The organism is Cryobacterium sp. MP_3.1 (genome assembly GCF_035984795.1).
Taxonomy (GTDB): domain Bacteria; phylum Actinomycetota; class Actinomycetes; order Actinomycetales; family Microbacteriaceae; genus Cryobacterium; species Cryobacterium zongtaii.
Genome location: NZ_JAXCHV010000013.1, coordinates 33340 through 50256, shown reverse-complemented (window position 1 = coordinate 50256; position 16917 = coordinate 33340). Strand labels below are relative to the sequence as shown.

Here is a 16917-nt window from a genome sequence, read left to right as displayed (position 1 = left end):
AACTCACTAGAACCAATCAAGGAGCACACATGGCAGTGACACAAGAACAGGCAGACTGGTTCGCCGAGGCATTCGGCAAGCTCGTCGGCAACGTCGAACAGGCAATTCTCGGCAAGGACCACGTGATCCGGCTCGTTGTCGCCGCGATGCTCACCAACGGCCACGTGCTGCTGGAGGACTTCCCCGGCACGGGTAAGACCGTGTTGGCCAAGGCCCTGGCCAAGACCCTCGACGGCACCAACTCGCGCATCCAGTTCACCCCAGACCTGCTGCCGTCCGACGTCACCGGTGTCACCATCTACGACCAGGGCAAGGGCCTCTTCGAGTTCCACAAAGGACCGATCTTCGCGTCGATCGTGCTCGCCGACGAGATCAACCGGGCCAGCCCCAAGACCCAGTCCGCTCTGCTCGAGGTGATGGAAGAGGGCCGGGTCACCGTCGACGGCATCAGCCATGAGGTCGGCAGCCCGTTCATGGTCATCGCCACCCAGAACCCCGTCGAGCAGGCCGGAACGTACACGCTGCCCGAGGCCCAGCTCGACCGCTTCCTGTTCAAGACCTCGCTCGGTTACCCGGATCACGACACCGCCGTCACCCTGCTGCTGGACTCCTCCAACCGGTCCAGGGACGCCGGGATCACGCCGATCATCGCGTCCAGCTCGGTCACCACCATGGCCCAGCTGGCGTCAGAGGTGTTCGTGGACGCCGCCGTACTCGGCTACCTCAACGAGATCGTCACCGCCACCCGCACCGACGTGTCCTCGACCCTCGGCGTGAGCATGCGTGGCGCCCTCGCCCTGGCCAGGGCGGCCAAGACCTGGGCCCTGTCGCAGGGGCGCACCTTTGTCAGCCCCGACGACATCCGCGACCTGGCCATCCCGGTGCTCGCGCACCGCATCATGGTCGACCCCGAAGCCGACTTCGCCGGCGTCACCGCCGAAGACATCGTCAGCCGGATCCTCGTCGAGGTGGCCCCGCCCGCCTTCCGCGCAGCATGAGACGGGCCTCCGAGCGCGGGCCCGTCAGGATCTCACCGGCCAGACACGCCCTGAGATCGGTCGGTCGCGCGCTCGGGGCCGGTGCCTCCCACGCCTGGCGGTTGCTCCGCCAGGTGCTCACCGTCGTGCTGGGGCGCATCCGCCCCGTCGTCGATGTGATCGGCCCAGCCGGCCGGTTGGTGCTGCTCTGCGCGGTCGCCGCGTTCATCGTGAGCGCCGTGTTCGGCTGGGTGGAATTCACCTACCTGGCGACCACCCTCATGGCCGCTGTGCTCGTTGCCGTGCCGTTCATCATCGGCCGGGCCACCTACGCCGTCGAGCTGCAGCTGAACCCGCACCGCGTCGTCGCCGGCGAACGGGCCCTGGGGCAGATGACCGTCACGAACTCGGGGGAGCGCGCCCTGCTGCCCGCCCGCATGGAACTTCCCGTCGGCACCGGGCTGGCGGAGTTCGTCATCCCCGGACTCGCACCGGCCGCCGTGCACGACGAGCTGTTCGCCGTGCCCACCCAGCGCCGCGCCGTGATCGTCGCCGGCCCCGCCGTCTCGGTGCGCGGTGACCAGCTGGGCCTGATGCGGCGCACCGTGCGCTGGACCGAGGCCGTTGAGCTGTTCGTGCACCCGGTGACCACCCGGATCGCCTCCTCGGCCGCCGGCCTCATGCGCGACCTCGAGGGCGAGGTCACCAAGAAGATCACCAGCGACGACATCTCCTTCCACGCCCTGCGCGCGTACGAGCCCGGCGACCCGCTGCGCAATGTGCACTGGCGCACGTCCGCCCGCACCGGGCAGCTGATGGTGCGTCAGTTCGAAGAGACCCGGCGCACCCAGCTCACCATCGTGCACACCTCCGAGACCGCGTACTACGCCTCGGACGAGGAGTTCGAACTCGCCGTGTCCGTGACCGCATCGCTGGCGTTGCAGATCATCCGCGACGGCACCGGCCTCAGCGTGGTCACCGAGAAGCTCGCCCTGCGCACCGCGTCCCCGGTGTCCCTGCTCGACGACACGTCCCGGATCGACGCCGTGTCCGGCCTCTTCCCGAGCCTGCGGGAATTCGCGCGGGCCGCCACCCGGCGCCTGCCGCCGCCCAGCGTGGTCATGATCATCGCCGGTTCGCTGATGGACCTCACCGAATTCCGGGCCGCGCAGACCCTGTTCGGTAAGGACGCCACCACCCTCGCGTTCCGTATCAACCCCGGGGCGCAGTCCCGGCTGTCCACGGTGTCCGGCCTCACGGTCGTCACCATCGGCGATCTGGCCGACCTGCCCAAACTTCTCCGACGGGTACACCGATGAGCCGCTTCACCCGCCCCCGTCCGACAACGCGGGCCAGGACCGCGCCGGCAGCCAGGCCGCGTCCCGACCGGCCGGCGGGACTGCGCGCGGCCTGGCGGCCGTTCCCGCGGGCCGCCTGGACCGACGTCGCCGTGCTGAGCCTGCTGTCGTTGCTGGGCGTGCTGGGCCTGGAGACCTCCTTCGGTGACTACAACTTCCTGGTCGCCGGCCTCGGCGGACTGATCGTGGGAACCGGAATCGCCGTTCTCGGCTACGCACTACGGCTGGGTGTCGTCACCAGCGTGCTCGCCGCCATCCTGGCCTACTTCCTGCTCGGCACGCCGTTCACCATGCCCGGCGAAGCCTTGCTCGGCGTGTTCCCCAGCATCTCGTCCACCGCTGGCCTGGCGTTGGGCGCGGTCTTCGGCTGGAAGGACATCGTCACCCTCGGCACGCCCGTGGAAGCACCGTATTACATGCCGGTGCTGCCGTACTTCGCGGCGTGGTTGATCGCCCTGATCGGCACCATGCTGGCCAGCCGGTGGCTGCCCGGCCGCCGGCGCACGGTCTGGCGCACCGGTGTTCTCCTGATCGGACCGGTCCTGCTGTACCTGACCGGCATCCTGATGGGCACCGACAAGACCTTCTACGCGGGCCTGCGCGGGGTGGCCTTCGCCGTTGTCGCCATCGTCTGGATCGGCTGGCGCCGTACCAAGGTGGAACGCGCGGACGCCGCGGGCGCAGCTCGGCTGCTGCGACGCAAGCTCCTGGGCACCGCCACCCTGGTCGTCGGAGCCGTGCTGATCGGCGCTCTCGTCGGCGGTGTCCTGGCACCGGAGACCAAGGACCGATTCGTGCTGCGCGAGGAGATCCAGCCGCCGTTCGATCCGCTGGAGTTCCCGAGCCCGTTGGCCGGCTTCCGGCAGTTCACCAAGACCCTCGCCGACACCCCGCTGTTCTCCGTGACCGGAATGCAGCCCGGCGAGACGCTGCGGTTGGCGAGCATGGATGCCTACGACGGCAAACTGTGGAACGTCGCCGCCGCGGACACCCTGGTGAACGGCTCCGGCAGCTTCCGCCTCGTGGGCCGCACCATCCCCGAACCGGCCTTGGTCACCAGCAGTGCGAACAGCACCGTCACCGTCGACGTCGTAGGGTACGAAGACGTCTGGCTGCCGGTGATCGGGTACCCGGCCACCGTGGACTTCGACGACGCGGGCAGCCAGGAGGAAGCCGAGACCCTGCGCTACAACGCCGACAGCGGCACCGCCGTGCTCACCACCGGGGTCGAACCCGGTTATGAGTACACGGTGAACGCCATGCTGCAGCAGACCTACCGGGACGAGGACCTCCAGGACGTGCCCGTCGCCGACGTCGCCCAGCCGGCGGTCGAGAACATCCCCGATGTCGTCGTGGCCAAGGCCATCGAGTACGCCGGCACTGCCGACACTCCCATCGACAGTCTCCGGGCGATCGAACAGGCGCTCAAGACCAAGGGGTTCCTCAGCCACGGCCTGGCCTCTGACGGCATCCCGTCCAGGGCCGGCCACGGCGCCGACCGTATCAACGAACTGTTCACCCGCACCCAGATGGTGGGCGATGAGGAACAGTACGCCGCCGCGATGGCCCTGATGGCCCGCAGCCTGGATTACCCGGCCCGCGTGGTGATGGGCTTCGCGCCCGATGTGCCCGAGGACGCCGGCACCGTGGAGATCACCGGAACCGATGTGACGGCCTGGGTGGAAGTGGCCTTCGAAGGCGTTGGTTGGGTCGCGTTCTACCCCACCCCTGACCAGACCGACGTGCCGCAGGACCAGACCCCCAAGCCCAAGACCGAGCCTCAGCCGCAGGTGCGTCAGCCCCCGCGCATGGACAACGAAGCCGACGACCTGCTGACCGCCGTCGAAATCGACGACACCAAGGACGAGGACAAGGACAAGGACTTCGAGCTGCCCGGCTGGGCCTGGATCGTGATCGGTTCGGTCGGCATCCCGCTGATATTGCTGGGTGTCCCGTTCCTCGTCATCGCCGCGCTGAAGTCTCGCCGCCGTCGGAATCGCCGAACCAAGGGAACCGGCGATGAACGCGCCGCCGGCGCCTGGTCCGAATTGACCGACGGCTTTGCCGAGCTCGGTTTCGAGGTGCCACGCGCGTCGAGCCGTCGCCAGGTGGCCGTCAGCCTGGAAGCGCAGTTGGCCGCCCAGCTGCTCAGCCCCGACGGCACCGGGGAGATCGTCGACGCCGCGGAGTTCGTGGCGCCGCACCGGCTGGTGCCGGTAGCAGCATCCGTCGACAGCGCCGTCTTCGGCGGCGAGCAGGTCAGCGACGAGGTCGTGGAGAGCAATTGGACGGCGGCACTGGCCTCACTCGCCACCGCGGGGGAGTCCGCCGGGCGCCTGCGCCGGATTCTCGCCAGGTTCAGGCTCCGCGCCAAGCGGGACTGGAGCCAAGTGAACCTGCGCGGCAGCCGTGGCCCCGGCGCGGGCCGCAGGTAGAGTTGCACCGTGGAAAATCCGGACTTCATAGTTCCCCCGCCGGGGATGTTTCGCCCGACCGACGCTGACGCCGAGGTCGACGGGGAATCAACGGCGCGGGTGCCGCACACCGACCTGATCGGTGCCATCCCACCGGCGCCGGGGCGTGCCGTGCCGATGGTCGCCGACGAAGCGGCGCCGCCGACCGGCCCGCCGATGCCCACGGTGGGAGCCGCGCCCCCGGCCGGGGCCCCCGCGATCACCCCGCCGGTGGTCGCGCCGGTGCTGTCCATCCCCGCGTTCGTTCCCACGTTTCCCGGCTCGCCGCCGCGCACTCCGCTGCCCACGGTCGCTCCGCAGCGCGCGGCTGCCTCGCAGGCCGCATCCGTCTGGCAGCTCACCCTTGCCGACGGCCAGACCATCCCGGTGACGGGCTCGCTCGTGCTGGGCCGCGACCCGGCCCCGGTCACCCGCCGGGCCGCGACGATGGTCAGCGTGATCGACCCGGCCCGGTCGGTGTCCAAGTCGCACGCCCTCGTCGAGCTCGTCGACGGGGAGCTGTGGGTCACCGACCTGCACTCCACCAACGGCGTCACCGTCAGCGACGTCCACGGCGCGCGCACCCCCGTGACTCCGGGCGTCCGCACCGCGATGGGGGCCGGCGTCAGCCTCTCCCTCGGTGAATTCGCCGTTCAGGTGTCGCGGCCCGACGCCTAGGGCTGTTCGGCCGTGCTGTCCGGGCTCGATCCGGTTCCGCCAGGGCCCGTTCTACCAGGGCCGGTGCTGCCAGAGCCCGTGCTGCCAGAGCCCGTGCTCGACAGCGGCGGCGTCTTGGGCAGCCGCAGCGCCGCAGCGAAGCCGAGCAGTCCGGCGAGGGCCAGGCCGGCGTAGACCACGGTGAGCGCCGTCTGCCGGGCCTCGGCGTTGATCTCGATGATCTCGGCCTGTTGGTCGGCGGGCAGCTCCGCGACGGCGTTGCCGAGCTGCGCGTCGCTGATGATCTGAGCCTTCTCGGTGACCGCGTTGTCCAACTGGGACTGTTCGGACGCGGAGAAGACCGGACTCTCGTCGTTCAGGCTTGTGGCCGTCAGGACGAACACCGACAGGATGAGTGCCCCGGCCAGGGACGTGCCCAGGGAGGCGCCGATGTTCTGGGAGGTGTTGATCACCCCGGACGTTTCGTTGGAGCGCTGCGGTGTCACCGACGACATGATCAGGTTCTGATTCTGCGAGGCGATGGTGCCCGCACCGAAACCGACCAGCGCCAGCCCCAGGATGAACTCGGTGCCGCTCGTCGCATCCCTGGCCAGCACCCCCATGGCCGCCGCGCCGAGCACGATGATGGCAAAGCCGGCGAGGATCACCGAGCGCGGCGCGAACCGGCGGCTGAAGACCCGCCCGCTCACCGCCGCCGACAGCAGCACGGCCAGGGACAGCGGCAGCAGGGTGAGCCCGCTCTGGATCGCCGAATAGTTCAGTTCCATCTGCACGTAGAGGGACAGTGCGAAGATCGCGCCGGTCAGCACGAGGTACTGCAGCAGCTGCACGGCCGACCCCGACGAGACGGCACGGATGCCGAAAAGGTTCAGGTCGAGGAGCGTGTCGTGGTGGTGGCGGTCCCGGCTTCGTTCCACCAGTACGAAGACGAGGAGGAACACCAGACCGATCGACACGAGGATGACGGTCGGTGAGATCTGGCCGGCGGTGAGCACGACCTGCCCGAAGATCTCGACATCGACGCGGCTGATGAACAGGCCGTAGGCCGAGGCCATCACGATACCCAGAACCGCCGTGATGAGTCCGGCGGAGCTGAGCAGGAACCCCGGCCAGTCGAAGCGGGGCTTGCGGCCCAGGAAGGGCGCATCCTTGATGATCTTCAACTGGGTGAAGATGAACAGCGCCACGAGCAGTTCGCTGGCGAAAGCCAGCCGCCAGGACAGATACGACGTGAACAGGCCCCCGATGATCGGGCCGATCCCCGCCGCGATCCCCGCGATGGCGGCGAAGCCGGCGTAGGCCTTCGCGCGGGCGGGGCCGGCGGCGAAGTTCGACACGATCAGCGACATCATGGCCGGGAGCATCATGGCCGCGCCCAACCCCTCGAGGAAAGACCAGCCCAGGATGAACACGGTCAGCGTGGGGGAGAGCGCGGTGATGGTCGTGCCGACCGAGTACACGCTGAGGCCGATCACGAAGGCGCGCTTGCGGCCGATGATGTCGCCCACCTTGGCGCCGGCGATCATGAAGGCCGCCATCACCCGGGTGTACAGCGTGATGGCGTTCTGGATGCCGGTGACCGTCGTGTCGAAATCCTCCACGAGGGTCGACAGCGACACGTTCATGAACGTGGAGTCCACGACGATGATGAACTGGGCCAGCAGGATCACGACGAGCACCCTGCCAGTGGTCTTGGGAGCCGTCACGGTCGTCATGCGCACACCATACGTCGACCGTCCCCCCACGGCCATGGCCCGCCGACATCCGCGAACCGTGAGAAGCCACCAGGATGCGCGTTTTTTAGGGGCACAGCTCACAGTTCGCGGACTTTGGAGCGCGTGTTAGCCTGAGGTGTGCTGCAACGTGGACTTCTTCTTCTGTGCCGCGACGAGTCTCGTATCTGACAGGCCCACTCGTCGCGGAGTCTGCTGTTGGCTGACCAACGTTCCCGAGGAAGACGCACGAACATGACTAACGCAGTGATCACCGATCCACCCATGCCGGACACCCGCCCCCGCACGCTGGCCGAGAAGGTGTGGGACAAGCACCTGGTGGCCAAGGGCGAGAACGGCACCCCGGACCTCATCTACATCGACCTGCACCTCGTGCACGAGGTCACCAGCCCCCAGGCCTTCGACGGCCTGCGCCTGGCCGGTCGCCCGGTTCGCCGGCCCGACCTGACGATCGCGACCGAGGACCACAACACGCCGACCCTGGCGATCGACCGGCCCATCGCCGATCTCACCAGCCGCACCCAGATCGAAACGCTGCGCCGCAACTGCGCCGAGTTCGGCATCCGCCTGCACTCCCTGGGCGATATCGAACAGGGCATCGTGCACGTCGTCGGCCCGCAGCTGGGCCTGACCCAGCCGGGTATCACGGTCGTCTGCGGCGACTCGCACACGTCCACCCACGGGGCCTTCGGCGCCATGGCGCTGGGCATCGGCACCAGCGAGGTGGAGCACGTCATGGCCACCCAGACGCTGCCGCTCAAGCCGTTCAAGACCATGGCCATCACCGTCGACGGCACCCTGCGTCCCGGCGTCACCGCCAAGGACATCATCCTCGCCGTGATCGCCAGGATCGGCACCGGCGGCGGCCAGGGCTACGTGCTCGAATACCGTGGCAGCGCCATCCGTGCGCTCTCCATGGAGGGCCGCATGACCATCTGCAACATGTCGATCGAGGCCGGCGCCCGCGCCGGCATGGTCGCGCCGGACGCCACCACCTACGCCTACCTCAAGGGTCGCGCCCACGCGCCCGCCGGCGAGGACTGGGACGCCGCCGTAGAGTACTGGGACACCCTGGCCACCGACGAGGGTGCCACCTTCGACGCCGAGGTGATCCTCGACGCCGACACCCTCGAACCGTTCGTGACCTGGGGAACCAACCCCGGCCAGGGCGTCTCGCTCAGCGACACCGTGCCCGACCCGGCCGAGATCGACGATGCCAACGAGCGCAGCGCCGCCGAACGTGCCCTCGAGTACATGGACCTGGCCGCCGGCACCGCGATGAAGGACATCCGCGTCGACACCGTGTTCCTCGGCTCCTGCACCAACAGCCGGGTCGAAGACCTGCGCGCTGCCGCCGAGATCATCAAGGGCAAGTCCATTGCCGACGGCGTGCGAATGCTCGTGGTGCCCGGCTCCGCCCGCGTGCGGATCGAGGCCGAGGCCGAGGGCCTCGACCAGATCTTCCTCGCCTTCGGCGCCGAATGGCGTTTCGCCGGCTGCTCGATGTGCCTGGGCATGAACCCGGACCAGCTGGCTCCGGGGGAGCGCTGCGCCTCCACCAGCAACCGCAACTTCGAGGGACGGCAGGGCAAGGGCGGACGCACCCACCTGGTCTCCCCGCTGGTGGCCGCGGCCACCGCCATCCGCGGCACCCTCTCAAGCCCCTGGGACCTCGTCCAGGACGGCACGCTCGGCCACGATGCCGTCCCCGCCGTTTTCGTTCCCGCCAGCGTCTAGGAGCAGTCGTCATGCAGAAATTCACCACCGTCACCGGTGTCGCCGTTCCCATGCGCCGCTCGAACGTCGACACCGACCAGATCATCCCCGCAGTGTTCCTCAAGCGCGTCACCAAGACCGGATTCGAAGACGCCCTCTTCTACGGTTGGCGGCAGGATCCTGAGTTCATTCTCAACCAACCGGCCTACCAGAGCCCCAAGGTCCTGGTAGTCGGGGCCGACTTCGGCACCGGATCCTCGCGTGAACACGCCGTCTGGGCGCTGCGCGATTTCGGCTTCGATGTGGTGCTGAGCCCCCGATTCGGCGACATTTTCCGGGGCAACTCGGGGAAGCAGGGCCTGCTGGCCGGCCAGATCAGTGAGGACGACGCCGAGACCCTCTGGGGAATCCTCGAGGCTAACCCCGGAATAGAACTGACCGTGGATCTGGTTGCCTCTACTGCCAGTGTCGGCGACCTCACAGTCTCATTCGAGGTCGACGAATACACTAGATGGCGACTGCTGGAAGGCCTGGACGACATCGGCCTGACCCTGCGCGACGAAGCGCGAATCGCAGAATTCGAATCCCACCGGGAGCCCTGGCGCCCCCGCACTCTCCCCGCAAGGCAGGTAAATTTGTGATCATCGTCGGCGAAAACAATCAGGTCCGCGAAAACGTTCAAGAGAATGCAGAGCGCGGAAACGCGCAGAGTCACGGAGCCAATGTGGGCCTGGTCGGCGACAAGATCACCATCCGCGGCGGCCGCCCCCTGGTCGGTCGCATCGAGGTCAAGGGTGCCAAGAACCTGGTCACCAAGGCCATGGTTGCCGCGCTCCTCGGCGAAACCCCGAGCATCCTGCGTGACGTGCCGAACATCAGCGACGTACGCATCGTGCGCGGCCTGCTCGAGGCCCACGGCGTCAAGGTGACCGAGGGCGACGAGCCCGGCAGCCTGCAGCTGGACCCCGTGGACGTGGAGAGCGCGCACTACGCCGACATCGACGCCCACGCCGGCTCCTCGCGTATCCCGATCCTGTTCTGCGGCCCGCTGCTGCACCGCCTCGGCGAAGCTTTCATCCCCGACCTCGGCGGCTGCCGCATCGGCGACCGCCCCATCGACTACCACCTTGAAGTGCTGCGCAAGTTCGGTGCCGTCGTCGAGAAGCAGGAGAGCGGCATCCGCATGTCGGCGCCGAACGGCCTCAAGGGCACCAAGGTGGAGCTGCCGTACCCGAGCGTGGGCGCCACCGAGCAGGTGCTGCTGACCGCCGTGCGTGCAGAGGGCATCACCGAGCTCAAGAACGCCGCGATCGAGCCCGAGATCATGGACCTCATCAACATCCTGCAGAAGATGGGCGCCATCATCACGGTCGACACCGACCGGGTCATCCGCATCGAGGGTGTCGACAGCCTGCAGGGCTACCAGCACCGCGCCCTGTTCGACCGTAACGAGGCCGCCAGCTGGGCCGCGGCCGCCCTGGCCACCGACGGCGACATCTTCGTCGGCGGCGCCAAGCAGGCCGAGATGCTCACCTTCCTCAACGTCTTCCGCAAGGTCGGCGGCGCGTTCGACATCCACGACGACGGCATCCGTTTCTACCACCCGGGCGGCGACCTCAAGCCCGTCATCATCGAGACGGATGTTCACCCCGGCTTCATGACCGACTGGCAGCAGCCGCTCGTGATCGCGCTCACCCACGCCCACGGCGTGTCGATCGTGCACGAAACCGTCTACGAGCAGCGTTTCGGCTTCGTCGACGCCCTGGTCGAGATGGGCGCCACCATCCAGATCCACCGCGAATGCCTCGGCGGGCACCCGTGCCGCTTCGGTCAGCGCAACTTCAACCACTCCGCCGTCATTGCCGGCCCGACCAAGCTGGTCGGCGCCGACATCGAGGTACCCGACCTGCGCGGTGGCTTCAGCCACCTCATCGCGGCCCTCACGGCCGAGGGAACCTCCACCGTGAGCAACGTGGGAATCATCAGCCGCGGGTACGAGAACTTCATCACCAAGCTGCGTCTGTTGGGGGCTGACTTCGATCTCGAAGGATAATGGCACCGTGCCAGATACAGACGTGCCAGCTTCCAACGCGCCAGAGTCCCCGCCGTCACCGGTGACGAAATCCGGCCGGGTGCGCTCCGAGAAGAGCAAACCCTCGATTTTCTGGCTGCTTGCCGTGCTCGTGCTGCCGCCGATGAACCTGGCCGCCCGCTACAAGATCACCGACGGCCACAAGTTCCCCCGGGAAGGCGCGTTCGTTCTTTCGCCCAACCACTACAGCGAGATCGACCCGATCGTGATGGGCATGGTCAGCTGGAAGCTCGGCCGGCTGCCGCGGTTCCTGGCCAAGGCGTCGCTGTTCAAGCTGCCCGTTGCCGGCTGGCTGCTGAAGAAGTCCGGGCAGATTCCGGTGCAGCGCGGCGGTTCGGTGCGCGGCAGCGAGCCCGTCAAGGCCGCCCGTCGGCTCGTCGAACGCGGCCAGATGGTTGTCGTGTACCCGGAGGGGTCCCTCACCCGTGACCCGGGCATGTGGCCCATGCGCGGCAAGAGCGGCGCCGTGCGGATCGCCCTGGAGCAGGGCATCCCCATCGTGCCGGCTGCGCACTGGGGCACCCAGCAGCTCATGGAGCGGTACTCCAAGAAGCTGCACCTGTTCCCGCGCAAGACCATCCTGGTCAAGATCGGCGACCCGCTCGACCTGGCCGAGTTCCGCGGCCGCAACCTCGACACGGCGACGCTGAACGAGGCGACCGCCGTGGTGATGGACGCCATCACCGCCCTGCTCGAGGACCTCCGCAACGAGACCGCACCGGCCAAACGCTGGAACCCCTCTGAGCACGATCAGAAAGAGACCGGCCGTTTTGAAGCCTAAAGTCCAGCCAGGCACCCGCGTCGCCGTTCTCGGCGCCGGAAGCTGGGGCACCACGTTCGCGAAGATCCTCACCGACGGCGGAGCGGACGTGGTGCTCTGGGCCCGCCGCCCCGAGCTGGCGAAGGAGATCACCGAGGGCCGCCGCAACAGCGACTACCTGCCCGGCATCAACCTGCCCGTGGGCCTCCGCGCCACGTCCAGGCTCGATCTGGCCCTCGCCGGCGCCGATCAGGTCTTCGTCTCGGTGCCCAGCCAGTCCCTGCGCGAGAACCTGATCCAGGCCGAACCGTTCCTGGCGCCCAATGCCATCATCGTGTCGCTGATGAAGGGCGTCGAACGCTCCTCGGGGCTGCGGATGAGCGAGATCATCGAGCAGGTCCTGCCGATCGACCCGGCCCGCATCGCCGCGATCTCCGGGCCCAACCTCGCCCTGGAGATCGCCAAGGAACAGCCCACCGCCGCCGTGGTGTCCTCGTCGAACCTGGATACCGCGCACGCCGTGGCCCTGCTGGCCACCACGAAGTACTTCAGGTCGTATGTGAACACCGACGTCATCGGCACCGAGTTCGGCGGCGTGCTCAAGAACCTCATCGCCGTGGCGATCGGCATCGTGGACGGCGTCGGCTACGGCGAGAACACCAAGGCGTCGATCATCACCCGCGGGCTCGTGGAGATGACCGACTTCGCCGTGGCCTACGGCGCCCAGCCGGAGACCCTCGCGGGTCTGGCGGGCCTCGGCGACCTCATCGCGACCTGCCAGTCCCCGCTGTCCCGCAACAACACCGCCGGCCGGCTGCTCGGCCAGGGCTACAGCTACAACGACGTCATCGCGCAGATGCAGCAGACCACAGAGGGACTCGCATCCGTGAGCCCGATCCTCGAGTTGGCGCGTGCCAAGGGTGTCGACATGCCCATCGTCGAACAGGTGCGCCAGGTGCTGGCGGGTACGCTGAAGCCGCGGGATATTGCGCCGCACCTCACGACTGACTCCGGCGCACCGCAGGGTGAAAGGACCATTGATGACGGACAAGCTCACGGTAGCGCTGCTGTTTGGGGGGCGTTCAAGCGAACATTCGATCAGCTGCGCCACAGCGGGCGGGGTACTGGCCGCAATTGACCGGGACCGCTACACGGTCATCCCGGTGGGCATCACCCGCGACGGCACCTTCGTTCTCGAAGACGACGATCCGACCAAGTTCGCGCTGACCGCCGCCGCCCTGCCCGAGGTCACCGACAACGGGACCCGGGTGCTCTGGCCCGACAGCGCGCGTAGCCGCGAACTCATCGTCGTGGACGACTCCGGCCGCCGGAGCCTCGGCCCGATCGACCTGGTTTTCCCGATCCTGCACGGACCGTACGGCGAAGACGGCACCGTGCAGGGGATGCTCGAACTCGTCGACCTGCCGTTCGTCGGCTCCGGTGTGCTCGCGTCAGCGCTGGGCATGGACAAGCACTTCACCAAGACCGTTCTGCAGCACTCAGGGCTGGCCGTGGCCCCCTGGCGAACCATCACCGCGGACGACTGGGCCGACAAGCCGGGGTCGGCCTACGCCGCCCTGGAGGAGCTGGGCCTGCCCGCCTTCGTGAAGCCGGCCAGAGCCGGTTCCAGCGTCGGCGTGAGCCGGGTCGCCAACTCCGACCAGCTGGCCGAGGCGATGGCCGTGGCGCTGGCCGAGGACGACAAGGTGCTCATCGAGGCGGGCCTGGTGGGCCGCGAGCTCGAGGTCGCCGTTCTGCAGGGGCGCCCCGGCGAACCGGCGCATGCCTCCGTTGCCGGTGAGGTCGTCGTCACCGGGCGCGACTTCTATGACTTCGCCGCCAAGTACCTCGATGCCGCGGGCATCGAACTGCTCTGCCCGGCGGACCTCGCTCCGGCGGACCTGGCCGAGATGCAGGACATCGCGGTGCGGGCGTTCGAGGCCATCGACGCCGGCGGCCTGGCCAGGGTGGACTTCTTCCTCACCGCCGACGGCTGGGTGATCAACGAGATCAACACCATGCCGGGCTTCACCCCCATCTCCATGTTCCCCAGCTGCTGGCTGGCCAGCGGGTACACCTACCCGCAGCTGATCGACGAACTCATCGAGGTGGCACTGGCCCGGGCAGCACACAAGCGCCGCCGCACCTCCGCCGTCGTCACCGAGTAACGCAGACGCCGCCACCACGTGCCGTGAAACGCCCCCTTCAGCTGCCCTGACGGGGGCGTTTGCCGTGAGTCGATGGGTGCGCCCTCCACGACTTGCCGCAGGATTCCCCTCAGCTGCCCTGGATGGGGGTATCTCCGGCAACTCGCATGCGGCCTCCGCGCGGCGGAGCCCGCCTCAGGGCGCGGGCGTCTCGCTGGGCAGGGTCACGTCGTCGGCGCTGAGGCACTCCTTCGAGGCGGGAACGTTCGCGACGGCCGCGGCGAGGTCGACCAGGGTGGTCGATCCGCTGACCAGCTCGGAGTCGAGGTAGACCTCCGTGGCCGGTTCACGCCCGTAGGTGGTGTACCGGTACATGGGCGCCTCGCTGTCATCCTCGATCCAGTCGACTCCGTTGATACTCACGCACGGCAGCGTTGTGGGTCCGGGCACCTCGACGCCGCAGGTGAGCAGCACGGCGCTCGGGTCACCCCAGGCGCCGGTGGCCTGAGCGTTCGTCTCCCGTTCGGCCTGGTCGGCCACGGTCGTCGGCAGGCGCACGATGATGTCGGCGCAGGCGGGGTTCTCCGCATCCGCTGCCGGCTGCATCGGAACCGCGGCGGCGCACCCTGTGAGCACAACGGCGGAGGCCGCGAGCAGCAGCGCTGTCGCGGTGCGGACACCGGTGCTGTGGCGGAGCCGGCGAGGGAGGGTGAACTGGAGAGTCATCACATTCAGGTTACCGTTTGAAGCATGACCAATGCTCCCGACCAGACCCTGGCCGACCTCAGCGAGGGCGAGGTTCTCGCCCGCATCTTCCCGCGGCTGCCGCACGCCGACACCGAGTTACTCGGACCCGGGGACGACGCCGCCGTGCTCTCCGCGGCCGACGGCCGCTTCGTCGTCACCTGCGACATGATGATCCAGGGCCCGGACTTCAGGCTGGCCTGGTCGACGCCGCACGACCTGGGCTGGAAGGCCGCCGCCACGAACCTGTCCGATGTCGCCGCGATGGGCGCCAGGCCCACAGCGCTCGTGGTGGCCATCGCCGCTCCGCCGTCCACACCGATCTCGGTCATCCTCGGCATCGCCGACGGGTTGCGCGACGGCTGTGAGGCGTTGGCTCCGGGCTGCGGGGTCGTGGGCGGTGACCTGTCCGCCTCGGACGCCCTCACTCTCTCGATCACGGCCTTCGGCGACCTCGAGGGTCGGGCGCCCGTGCTGCGATCGGGTGCCCGTCCGGGGGACATCGTTGCCCACGCGGGACGACTGGGTGACGCCGGCATCGGCCTCGGGCTGCTGTTCCGCTTCGGGGTGGACGCCGACGGAGTGCCGAGCCGCGCGGCCGCCGATGCCCTCAAGCTGCGCGAACCCCGATTCGTCGAGGCGCAACTGGCGCCGGTACCGCCGATCCGGCTGGGCACTGCCGCGGCGGCCGCCGGAGCGACGGCCATGCTCGACGTGTCCGACGGGCTGGCTATCGATGCGGGCCGGCTCGCGCGGGCCAGCGGCGTCGGCGTCGATTTTGATTCACAGGCGCTCGGCGACCAGCGGGAGCTGGCCCTGGGCGGGGGAGAGGACCACGGCCTGCTGGCCACCTTCCCGCCCGACGCGGAGCTCCCTGCCGGATTCCGGCGCCTCGGCACCGTCACCGGCCAGTCCGGGGTCGTTCTCGTGGACGGTGAGCCGCACACCCAGGGCGGTTGGGACCCGTACCGCGGCTGGGACGGCGCCACCACCTGAGGCAGCCTCCCATTGATGAGCCGGCTCAGGCGGGCGTGAGCAGGGCGCGGGCGATCTCCCTGGCCCAGGCCTCGATCTCCGGCCAGTTCCGGAAGTCACCGGCCGGGATCTTCTCGGCCGCGCCGGGGAACTTGCGGATCACCCGGTGCCCCAGGCTCAGCGCATCCGGATCGATGGCGCCGAAGAACACCCGGTGACCGACCGGCCGCACGGTGTTGGCGAAGTCGGCGATCTCCGCGGGCACCGTGCTCTCCCGCACGTCGGTCCCGTCGGCATCCGTGGTCGCCGATCCGAGCGGGCCGCTGCTGAACAGCCAGACCCGGTGTTCGAGAAGGGTGGGCTGGTAGCGGCGCACGAAGGTCGTCGCATCCTTGAGCCAGTGACCCATGTACACGGCGCTGCCCACCACGAAGGCGTCGAAACCCGCGACATCCTCCGCATGCGGGGGCTGTGCGGCATCGTAGACGCGGGCGTCCAGACCGGCGAGGCCGAGTTCGGCGCCGATCCGTTCGGCGATGCCCAGGGTGGCGCCGTACTGGCTGGCACAAACAACCGCTACACGCACAGTGTCGACCTTTCGGATGCGGTGGACGACGGTGCCCACACATCAAACGTATGCGCAAAAATCCGTTCTGACCAGCCCTCTTCAGGGGATTCCTACGCCGGGCCGGCCACCCCGGCGTACCAGAGGGTGGTGTCGCCGTAGTTTTTGCGGCGTTCCAGGACGAGGCCGGGTCCCCAGCTGGGTTCCGGCGACCGGGACGAGCGTTCCACCACCACGAGGGCGTCCGGGTCCAGCAGCGGCGCCAGGGCGGCGAGGTTCGCGGCCAGCTCGGTGTCCGGGAGGTCGTACGGCGGGTCGAGGAAGACCAGGTCGAAGCCGTCCGGGGTGCCGGCCAGGAAGGACTGCACGGCCTGGCTGGACACCGAGATAGCGAGGTTCGCCCCCTTCGGGGCGGCCTTCTGCACGGCGGCGGCGTTCTTGCGGCAGGTCTGGCTGGCCGCGAAGCCGTTCTCGACGAGGGTGACGACCCTGGCGCCACGGCTGGCGGCCTCCAGGCCGAGCGCGCCGGAACCGGCGTACAGGTCGAGCACCCTGTAGTCACGGATGGCGTCTCGGGCGTCGAGTGCCGAGAACAGTGCCTCGCGCACCTGGTCACTGGTGGGCCTGGTGCCCTTGGGCGGCACGGTGAGGGTGAGGGAGCCGGCGAACCCGGCGACAATTCGCGTCATTTGTCTTCGAGCCTAGCCTTCGCGCGCCAT

At 68.7% G+C, this 16917-nt stretch carries 15 protein-coding genes; 11 read left to right on the top strand and 4 right to left on the bottom strand.

Going from position 1 to position 16917, the window contains the following annotated elements; genetic code table 11:
- Positions 1-29: 29 nt before the first annotated feature.
- From RCH12_RS10315 to RCH12_RS10300, 4 genes are read left to right on the top strand one after another with little or no spacing between them, the layout of a single operon-like run.
- Positions 30-998, top strand: coding sequence for an AAA family ATPase (locus RCH12_RS10315; protein ID WP_104166791.1), 969 nt, complete (start codon positions 30-32; stop codon positions 996-998).
- Positions 995-2296 (top strand): DUF58 domain-containing protein, encoded by a 1302-nt coding sequence (locus RCH12_RS10310; protein WP_327016802.1) that lies wholly within the window; start codon positions 995-997, stop codon positions 2294-2296. The genes RCH12_RS10315 and RCH12_RS10310 overlap by 4 nt, the downstream gene beginning before the upstream one ends.
- Positions 2293-4770: a transglutaminase family protein gene (locus RCH12_RS10305; protein WP_327016801.1), complete on the top strand. Its 2478-nt coding sequence runs from the start codon at positions 2293-2295 to the stop codon at positions 4768-4770. The genes RCH12_RS10310 and RCH12_RS10305 overlap by 4 nt, the downstream gene beginning before the upstream one ends.
- 9 nt (positions 4771-4779) lie before the next feature.
- The gene (locus tag RCH12_RS10300) at positions 4780-5466 is read left to right on the top strand and encodes an FHA domain-containing protein (RefSeq protein ID WP_133163861.1); all 687 of its coding nucleotides are present in this window, start codon (positions 4780-4782) and stop codon (positions 5464-5466) included.
- Here RCH12_RS10300 and RCH12_RS10295 read toward each other — a convergent pair.
- Positions 5463-7181 carry an MFS transporter gene (locus RCH12_RS10295; RefSeq protein WP_327016800.1) on the bottom strand — a complete coding sequence of 573 codons (1719 nt, stop codon included), beginning with the start codon at positions 7179-7181 and terminating at the stop codon, positions 5463-5465. The genes RCH12_RS10300 and RCH12_RS10295 overlap by 4 nt on opposite strands.
- 252 nt (positions 7182-7433) lie before the next feature.
- Between RCH12_RS10295 and leuC the strand changes: the two genes are divergently transcribed.
- The 6 genes from leuC to RCH12_RS10265 all read left to right on the top strand — a co-directional run bounded on the left by leuC (position 7434) and on the right by RCH12_RS10265 (position 13935).
- Positions 7434-8936 (top strand): 3-isopropylmalate dehydratase large subunit, encoded by a 1503-nt coding sequence (gene leuC, locus RCH12_RS10290; protein ID WP_327016799.1) that lies wholly within the window; start codon positions 7434-7436, stop codon positions 8934-8936.
- Between the two features lie 11 nt (positions 8937-8947).
- Positions 8948-9556 (top strand): 3-isopropylmalate dehydratase small subunit, encoded by a 609-nt coding sequence (gene leuD / locus RCH12_RS10285; protein ID WP_088456509.1) that lies wholly within the window; start codon positions 8948-8950, stop codon positions 9554-9556.
- 83 nt (positions 9557-9639) lie between these two features.
- On the top strand, positions 9640-10968 hold the full coding sequence (gene murA, locus RCH12_RS10280; protein WP_103432164.1) for a UDP-N-acetylglucosamine 1-carboxyvinyltransferase: 1329 nt from the start codon (positions 9640-9642) through the stop codon (positions 10966-10968).
- A gap of 61 nt (positions 10969-11029) precedes the next feature.
- Complete coding sequence (locus RCH12_RS10275; protein ID WP_327016798.1) at positions 11030-11788, top strand: lysophospholipid acyltransferase family protein; 759 nt, start codon at positions 11030-11032, stop codon at positions 11786-11788.
- Positions 11778-12905 (top strand): NAD(P)H-dependent glycerol-3-phosphate dehydrogenase, encoded by a 1128-nt coding sequence (locus RCH12_RS10270; RefSeq protein WP_088456508.1) that lies wholly within the window; start codon positions 11778-11780, stop codon positions 12903-12905. Before RCH12_RS10275 ends, RCH12_RS10270 begins: the two co-directional genes overlap by 11 nt.
- Positions 12808-13935, top strand: a complete 1128-nt coding sequence (locus RCH12_RS10265; RefSeq protein WP_327016797.1) for a D-alanine--D-alanine ligase family protein — start codon at positions 12808-12810, stop codon at positions 13933-13935. Before RCH12_RS10270 ends, RCH12_RS10265 begins: the two co-directional genes overlap by 98 nt.
- 174 nt (positions 13936-14109) lie before the next feature.
- Here the strand turns inward: RCH12_RS10265 and RCH12_RS10260 are convergent, their stop codons facing one another.
- The gene (locus RCH12_RS10260; RefSeq protein ID WP_327016796.1) at positions 14110-14640 is read right to left on the bottom strand and encodes a DUF3515 family protein; all 531 of its coding nucleotides are present in this window, start codon (positions 14638-14640) and stop codon (positions 14110-14112) included.
- 24 nt (positions 14641-14664) lie between these two features.
- Between RCH12_RS10260 and thiL the strand changes: the two genes are divergently transcribed.
- The gene (gene thiL, locus RCH12_RS10255; protein WP_327016795.1) at positions 14665-15654 is read left to right on the top strand and encodes a thiamine-phosphate kinase; all 990 of its coding nucleotides are present in this window, start codon (positions 14665-14667) and stop codon (positions 15652-15654) included.
- A 25-nt stretch (positions 15655-15679) separates the two neighbouring features.
- Here the strand turns inward: thiL and RCH12_RS10250 are convergent, their stop codons facing one another.
- Positions 15680-16258, bottom strand: coding sequence for a flavodoxin domain-containing protein (locus RCH12_RS10250; protein ID WP_327016794.1), 579 nt, complete (start codon positions 16256-16258; stop codon positions 15680-15682).
- A 53-nt stretch (positions 16259-16311) separates the two neighbouring features.
- Entirely contained in the window at positions 16312-16887 is a 576-nt protein-coding gene (gene rsmD, locus RCH12_RS10245; RefSeq protein ID WP_327016793.1) for a 16S rRNA (guanine(966)-N(2))-methyltransferase RsmD, read from the bottom strand.
- Positions 16888-16917 lie beyond the last annotated feature (30 nt).

Coding starts and splice junctions, on each gene's coding strand:
- RCH12_RS10315 (WP_104166791.1), top strand. CDS start 30: ATGGCAGTGACACAAGAACAGGCAGACTGGTTCGCCGAGGCATTCGGC.
- RCH12_RS10265 (WP_327016797.1), top strand. CDS start 12,808: ATGACGGACAAGCTCACGGTAGCGCTGCTGTTTGGGGGGCGTTCAAGC.
- RCH12_RS10260 (WP_327016796.1), bottom strand. CDS start 14,640: ATGACTCTCCAGTTCACCCTCCCTCGCCGGCTCCGCCACAGCACCGGT.
- RCH12_RS10305 (WP_327016801.1), top strand. CDS start 2,293: ATGAGCCGCTTCACCCGCCCCCGTCCGACAACGCGGGCCAGGACCGCG.
- leuD (WP_088456509.1), top strand. CDS start 8,948: ATGCAGAAATTCACCACCGTCACCGGTGTCGCCGTTCCCATGCGCCGC.
- rsmD (WP_327016793.1), bottom strand. CDS start 16,887: ATGACGCGAATTGTCGCCGGGTTCGCCGGCTCCCTCACCCTCACCGTG.
- RCH12_RS10295 (WP_327016800.1), bottom strand. CDS start 7,181: ATGACGACCGTGACGGCTCCCAAGACCACTGGCAGGGTGCTCGTCGTG.
- thiL (WP_327016795.1), top strand. CDS start 14,665: ATGACCAATGCTCCCGACCAGACCCTGGCCGACCTCAGCGAGGGCGAG.
- RCH12_RS10310 (WP_327016802.1), top strand. CDS start 995: ATGAGACGGGCCTCCGAGCGCGGGCCCGTCAGGATCTCACCGGCCAGA.
- leuC (WP_327016799.1), top strand. CDS start 7,434: ATGACTAACGCAGTGATCACCGATCCACCCATGCCGGACACCCGCCCC.